We start from the raw sequence: 6,456 nt of genomic DNA, 5'->3' as shown, positions 1-6,456 counted from the left end.
CCGGGAGGGTGTGGGAGAGTAGGACACCGCCGGACAACCATTAACGGTCCAGGCCCCGACACACCAGTGTCGGGGCCTGAACCATTTAAACCACCACAACACCCAGGCACCCAACCCCCAGGCACCCGACCCGCCGGAAGGCGCCATAAGCGAGCAGGCGCCCCGCCGGACCCAAACCCTCCATCACCTATCCGGCACTTGCGGAAAACCCTCCATCACCTATACGCCCCTTTCCCCCAACCCCCGCTCACCTATACGCCACTTCCGTCAAACCCTCCATCACAAATAAGCCGTTGTGACCGGACCCTCCATCACCTATGCGCAGGCCAGACCCCCGGCCCGCACCCGGGACGCCCGATAACTGCAGGACCGTCCCGCCGGAAGCCCCCCAATACGTGAGCGGGCGTCCCGCCGGAAGCCCCCATACGTGAGCGAGCGCCCCGCCGGGAGGCAACATAAGTGAGCGAGCGTCCGGGGTCGGAGAGTTCGCCCGCGGCGGAATTGGGCCCCGAAACCCCCCGAAATCGGGTGAATTTGGTCAAAAAAGCGCGGAAACACGCGGAATTTGCTGGCCGTGTCCCTCCAAGCTGGTAAGTTTTCGAACAGTGGCTTGCACGCATGCCGTGTGTGAGCTCCAAAATCGTAAAGTCCAGGAGGACACAAATGGCTAAGAACCGTAGCGAACTGGTTTCCGAGGTAGCTGGCAAGGCTGGCACCAGCCAGGCTGCAGTCAACTCCGTGCTCGATGCCCTGTTCGAAGTTTTCGAGACTTCCGTCGCCGCTGGCGAGAAGATCACCATTCCGGGCTGGCTCGCGATCGAGCGCACCGACCGCGCTGCCCGCACGGGCCGCAACCCGCAGACCGGCGAGACCATCCAGATTGCCGCTGGCCACAGCGTCAAGCTGACCGCTGGCTCCAAGCTGAAGGCAGCTGTCGCCAAGAAGTAAGACACTTCGGCGAATGCCCTGAAAGGCGGCAACCTGCGGGTTGCCGCCTTTCTGCTTTAACCCTGTCGATTCGCCGCCTCGCCTACGTTAGCGGACAATGGATAGGTGCCATCAGCCAAGACTCCCGCCACCACACCTTCGCCCGCGTCCAAGCCGGGAACCAAGGCAGGCGTTGCCGTGGAAGGGATCGGACTGCCGTGGCAGTTGGCTGGCTTCGCGGCGCTTTTCCTGGCCCTCGCGGCCGCTCTGATCTTCTCAGGTGCCGCGGCCGCCCGGCAGGTCTCTGATCCCGGCGCGCTGGTCCGCTGGGGGCTGCCCGTGGCCAAATCCATCCACAATGTGTCCTTGGCGACCGTGATCGGCGGGTTGATCTTCGCCGTCGGCATCCTTCCCAAGTACGCCAAGGCATCCCGGTCCAAGGGCGGCGATGCCACTGAGCACCCCGCATTCGCCCGTGCCTTGGCCGTAGTGGCAGCCGCAGGCGCCGCGTGGACGCTCTCCGCCGTCGCGGTCCTTGTCCTCACCTATGCGGACGTCGCCGGCCAGAGCCTCTCCGGCACCCCGGAGTTCACTGCCTCCCTCGTCTACTTCATGACCGACATCCAGACGGGTCAGGCATGGCTCGCGGTGACCATCATCGCCGCGATTGTCACGACGGCGCTGTTCGGCGTCCGCTCGCTGGCGGGACTCGCGTTGACGCTTGTCTTGGCCCTGGGCGGCTTGGTGCCGAGCGCCCTGATCGGCCACTCGGCCAGTTCCAGCGACCATGAAGGCGCCATCAACTCCCTCGGCCTCCACTTGGTGGGTGTGTCCACCTGGGTGGGTGGCATCATCATGCTCGCGGTCCTGTCGGGCATCCTGCGGGGCTCCAAGGCGTCGGGTACCAAAGACATCACCGAACAGACCCTCAGCCGTTTCTCCGCCTTGGCGGGTTTTGCCTTTGTGCTGGTCTTCGCTTCGGGCATCGTCAATGCGAGCATCCGGGTTACCAGCTTCTCCGCGTTGGTGGGTTCTGCCTACGGCCAGATCATCCTTGCAAAGGCTTTCGCCACGATTGTCCTGGGCGGCATTGGATTCATGCACAGGAAGTGGGTCATTCCGCAATTGGGCCGCCAGTCGATGACCACCCGCCGGGTGCTTTGGCAGCTTGTCTTAGTGGAACTGCTGGTGATGGGCGCGACGTCGGGACTCGCCGTCGCGCTGGCCAGTTCGGCACCGCCGCAGCCCACCACGTACGCACCCGATGCCTCGCCGGCGTTCATCTTGTCCGGTTACGAGTTGCCGCCCGAGCTGACCCCCGCCCGCTGGCTGACGGAATGGCGCCTCGACTGGCTTTGGGTGGCTGTTGCCCTCTTCGGTGCGGTGAGCTACGTCCTGGGCGTGGTGAAGGTCCGGCGGCGCGGTGACTCGTGGTCCTGGTTCCGGACCGTCAACTGGATCGTCGGCCTAGCTGTGCTGACGTTCATCACGTCCGGACCGCCGTCGGTCTATGGGCGCGTGCTGTTCTCCGCACACATGGTGGACCACATGGCGCTGACCATGGTGGCTCCGCTCTTCCTGGTCCTCGGTTCGCCCGTGACTTTGGCATTGCGAGCACTACCCTCCCGTGGCGAAGGATCTCGCGGAGATGGCTCCCGTGGGCTTCGTGAGTGGCTGCTGGTGTTTGTGCACTCGAAGTTCTCACAAGTGGTGACCCACCCGCTGTTTGCCGCCGCGAACTTTGCCGGCTCGATCGTCCTCTTCTATTTCTCGGACGCGTTCGGCTGGGCGATGCGTGAGCACGTGGGCCATGAGCTCATGAACCTGCATTTCTTGCTGACCGGCTACATTTTTGTCCTCACGATGATCGGTACGGACCCCTTGCCTCGCCGGGCGCCGTACCCCATGCGGCTGCTTCTCCTGCTGGCCACCATGGCCTTCCACGCCTTCTTCGGTGTGTCAATCATGGGAGGCACCGGGCTGCTCGCCGCCGATTATTTTGGCAACCTCGGCCGGACGTGGGGGCTTTCGGCCCTGGCAGACCAGCAGATGGGCGGCGCCGTTGCCTGGGGAATCGGTGAAGTCCCCACGTTGCTGGTGGCGATCGGCGTCGCGGTCATGTGGTCCCGCTCGGATGAGCGTGAGACCAAACGCACCGACCGCGCCGCCGACAGGAATAACGACGCCGACCTTAATGCTTACAACGATATGTTTGCGCGGCTTGCAGACCGCGATGCCAAACTGGCTGATCGGGGCTCCAAGCGCCCCGAAAGCGAAACCAACCTGGAAGGACGCTGATGAGCGAAACCGTACGCACCCAACTGCGTGTCCGCGCTTCTGAACTGGTGGGCCGTGGCTGGCTCAACACCGGGGGGAAGTCCCTGGACCTGGAAGCGCTGCGGGGCAAGATCGTGCTGCTGGACTTCTGGACGTTCTGCTGCATCAACTGCCTCCATGTGCTGGACGAGCTGCGCCCGCTTGAGGAGAAGTATTCCGACGTCCTAGTGACGGTTGGCGTGCACTCCCCCAAGTTCGAGCACGAGGCCGATCCCGTGGCCCTCGCATCTGCCGTGGAGCGCTACGAAATCCACCATCCCGTCCTGGACGACCCCGAGCTCGCCACGTGGAAGGCCTACACGGCCCGCGCTTGGCCCACGCTGGTGGTAGTGGATCCCGAGGGTTACATCGTGGCGCACCTCTCCGGTGAGGGCCACGCAGACGGCCTCGCGGTGCTCCTCGAGGAGCTCGTGGCCGAGCACGACGCCAAGGGGACCCTCCACCGCGGTGACGGACCCTACGTGGCTCCCGTCCCGACGTCGGGCACCCTGCGTTTCCCGGGTAAGGCGACCCAGCTGGACAACGGCAACTACCTGGTGGTCGATTCCGGCCACCACCGCCTGGTGGAACTGCGCCCGGACCTTGAGACCGTGGAGCGCGTCATCGGTTCCGGCACCAAGGGCTACCTGGACGGCGCAGCGGAAATCGCCCAGTTCAACGAGCCGCAGGGCGTGGCGGTCCTCCCGGCGGAGCTCGCCTGGAAACTTGGCTACGAAGCCGTGGTGGCGGACACGGTGAACCACCGGCTCCGCGGGGTCACGCTCAGCTCCGGTTATGTGCAGACTATTGCCGGCAACGGCGTTCAGCGACTGCTCGACGCCGGTCCTGCCCGCGTGACGGACAGCGGTGCCGGCGTTTGGGCTGGGGCTTCCACGGCTGGCGCGCACGACGGCGGTCCGGCTGACTTCGCTGCCGACGCGGTGGACGTCGGGGTGCTGGGTCTTGGGACCGGGGTGTCCCTGTCCTCGCCGTGGGACGTGGTGTGGAGCGAGAAGCTGCAGCGCGTTGTCATCGCGATGGCCGGCACGCACCAGATCTTCGCCTTCGAGCCGTTGAGCGGCGAGGTGTCCATCCTGGCCGGCTCGGGCCTTGAGGGCTTGCTGGACGGAGCTGCCGAGGAAGCTTGGTTCGCCCAGCCTTCCGGCCTGGCCGTGGACGCCGACGACAACATCTGGGTGGCCGATTCCGAGACCTCGGCATTGCGCCGCCTGGTCTTTGGCGAAACCGGTGTAACCGTTGAGTCGGCCGTGGGCAAGGGGTTGTTCGATTTCGGCTTCCGTGACGGCGAGGCCACCGAAGCCCGTCTGCAGCACCCCTTGGGCGTGACAGTGCTCCCCGACGGTTCCGTGGCCATCGCAGACACCTACAACGGTGCCGTGCGGCGCTACGACCCCGCCACTGAGACCGTGTCGACTTTGGCGAGGGGACTCGCGGAGCCGAGCGACGTCGTCGTGGTCTACCCGGAAGGCGGCGAGCCGCTGCTGGTGGTGGTGGAGTCCAACAAGCACCAATTGGTCCTGGTCCCCATCCCCAAGGAAGCCCAGCAGGTGGACGAGGGGGCCTCCCAGACGCACCGGCCCAAGAGCCCCGTGGCGCCGGGAAACCTGGAGCTCACGGTGCGCTTCACGGCCCCGACCGGCCAGAAGCTTGACGACCGCTGGGGCGACCCCACGCAGCTGAAGATCTCGTCGACCCCGCCCGAGCTGCTGCTTTCCGGCGGTGGCACGTCCGTGGGGCTGCTGCGGACCCTCGAGCTGTCCGCGGACGTGCCTGAAGGGATCCTCCACATCACGGCCCGCGCGGCCGCGTGCGACGGCCCGGAGACGGAGGACGGCGAAATTCCCGATCACGCCGCGTGCCACCTCTACCAGCAAGACTGGGGCATCCCCGTGGTTTTGCAGGCCGATGGCGACTCCGAGCTGGTGCTTGACCTGCGCGGGATGGACTAGGCAGGGGCTGGCCGGAGCCTTCGCCGCGTCACGCTGAGCAACTTTTTAGCGTCCAGCGTCGAGGACAACCCCGGAAACTCGGGGATTCGGTGAGTCGGTCACGGCCAAAAACCTGCGCTATGTGACGCTGGCCCACTCAAACGGCGAAACCTAGAAGCTCACCAGCGGGGTGACCGTGATGGTGTCGGCGCCGATGTCCAACCGCGTGGTGAAGCTGAAATCGTGGACCGCGTTGAGGTCACCGACCAATCCGCTGAAGAGATCGATCTCGCGGGCGGTTACCCGGGCCTTGCCATTGAGTGGTGCCACCACCCATTGGCCATCAAAGGGATCGATACTCACCTTGGGGTACTCCGTGATTTGCCACTTGATGGTGCCGTCCACCACCCGGCTGTTGGTGACGTGGTAGAACGGGCAGTCGGGCTGAAGCTTTTGTTGCTTGGTGGCTTCGGCGGCGCAGTTGTCCAGGAATTCCTTGACCTTGTCGCTGACCACCTTGATCATGGCGTCCGTGGGCTTCGTCAGGAGGTTGAGGGGTGCCTGGGGCGACGCGCCGGCGGTCACTGACGTGCTGGTGGAGGATGCCGAGAAGTATTTGCCCGTGAGGCTTGCCTCGTATTGGCCAGGGTAAAACACGGCAAAGCTGTTGCGGCCATTGGGCAGGTTCACCGGGACGCCGTTCAGGTTCGCCTCGTTGGCGTTGACTACGGTCACCTCGATAGTCGGCAGGGATGACGGCACGAAGGACCATTTGCCGAAGAACAGCCACTCGGTGCCCGTCCGTTCAAGCAAGAAATCCGAGTGCATCGCCTTGCCGTCCATTTGGTAGTCCATAGGGACCGTCACGCGGTTGCCACCGCGGGATTCGGCGTTGCCGATCTTGATATCGGTCATCTTCGACGCCGCCGTCTGCAGTGCAGTACCGTCCAGCATCGCGGCGTTGGCGTTGGGTACGGACGCATGCAGAAGCCCGAGTGCCTCGCCGCCATGGCCCTTCTGGAGCGCTCCCAGGTACTCGCGAACTTGCTGCTGTGGACTGGCTACGGAGTTGCTCGCGAGGTTGATGGAGACGATCGCAGCGGCGACAGCAAGCATCAGACCGAGCAGCCACCCGGCCGCGGTCTTGACCAACGCTTGACTCAACTGCACGCCCTTTACGTTACCTGCCGGGTCCGCAATACCTCGGCATCCTTCCCCTCACGTGACGAGCGAACATGCTGTAGGAAGGGCACGACGGCGGGTG

Annotated in this window: 4 protein-coding genes; 3 read left to right on the top strand and 1 reads right to left on the bottom strand. The window is 64.8% G+C overall.

All coding sequences use genetic code 11. From position 1 onward, the window contains the following. The first annotated feature begins 663 nt into the window (after window positions 1-663). The 3 genes from HNP00_RS13395 (at window position 664) to HNP00_RS13385 (ending at window position 5,213) form a co-directional block, all read left to right on the top strand. Window positions 664-948: an HU family DNA-binding protein gene (locus HNP00_RS13395; RefSeq protein ID WP_184739845.1), complete on the top strand. Its 285-nt coding sequence runs from the start codon at window positions 664-666 to the stop codon at window positions 946-948. A gap of 105 nt (window positions 949-1,053) precedes the next feature. After that, window positions 1,054-3,225, top strand: a complete 2,172-nt coding sequence (locus HNP00_RS13390; protein ID WP_184739842.1) for a cytochrome c oxidase assembly protein — start codon at window positions 1,054-1,056, stop codon at window positions 3,223-3,225. Continuing rightward, window positions 3,225-5,213, top strand: coding sequence for an NHL domain-containing thioredoxin family protein (locus HNP00_RS13385; RefSeq protein ID WP_184739840.1), 1,989 nt, complete (start codon window positions 3,225-3,227; stop codon window positions 5,211-5,213). Before HNP00_RS13390 ends, HNP00_RS13385 begins: the two co-directional genes overlap by 1 nt. Before the next feature lie 150 nt (window positions 5,214-5,363). Here the strand turns inward: HNP00_RS13385 and HNP00_RS13380 are convergent, their stop codons facing one another. Then, window positions 5,364-6,356, bottom strand: coding sequence for a hypothetical protein (locus HNP00_RS13380; RefSeq protein WP_184739888.1), 993 nt, complete (start codon window positions 6,354-6,356; stop codon window positions 5,364-5,366). Window positions 6,357-6,456 lie beyond the last annotated feature (100 nt).

The organism is Arthrobacter sp. AZCC_0090, assembly GCF_014207375.1.
Lineage (GTDB): Bacteria > Actinomycetota > Actinomycetes > Actinomycetales > Micrococcaceae > Arthrobacter.
The sequence above is the reverse complement of the archived record's forward strand: the minus strand, read 5'-3'. Positions and strand labels throughout refer to the sequence as shown.

What these genes read in the sequence shown, in the direction of transcription:
- HNP00_RS13385 (WP_184739840.1), top strand. Translation starts at nt 3,225, where the DNA reads ATGAGCGAAACCGTACGCACCCAACTGCGTGTCCGCGCTTCTGAACTG.
- HNP00_RS13395 (WP_184739845.1), top strand. Translation starts at nt 664, where the DNA reads ATGGCTAAGAACCGTAGCGAACTGGTTTCCGAGGTAGCTGGCAAGGCT.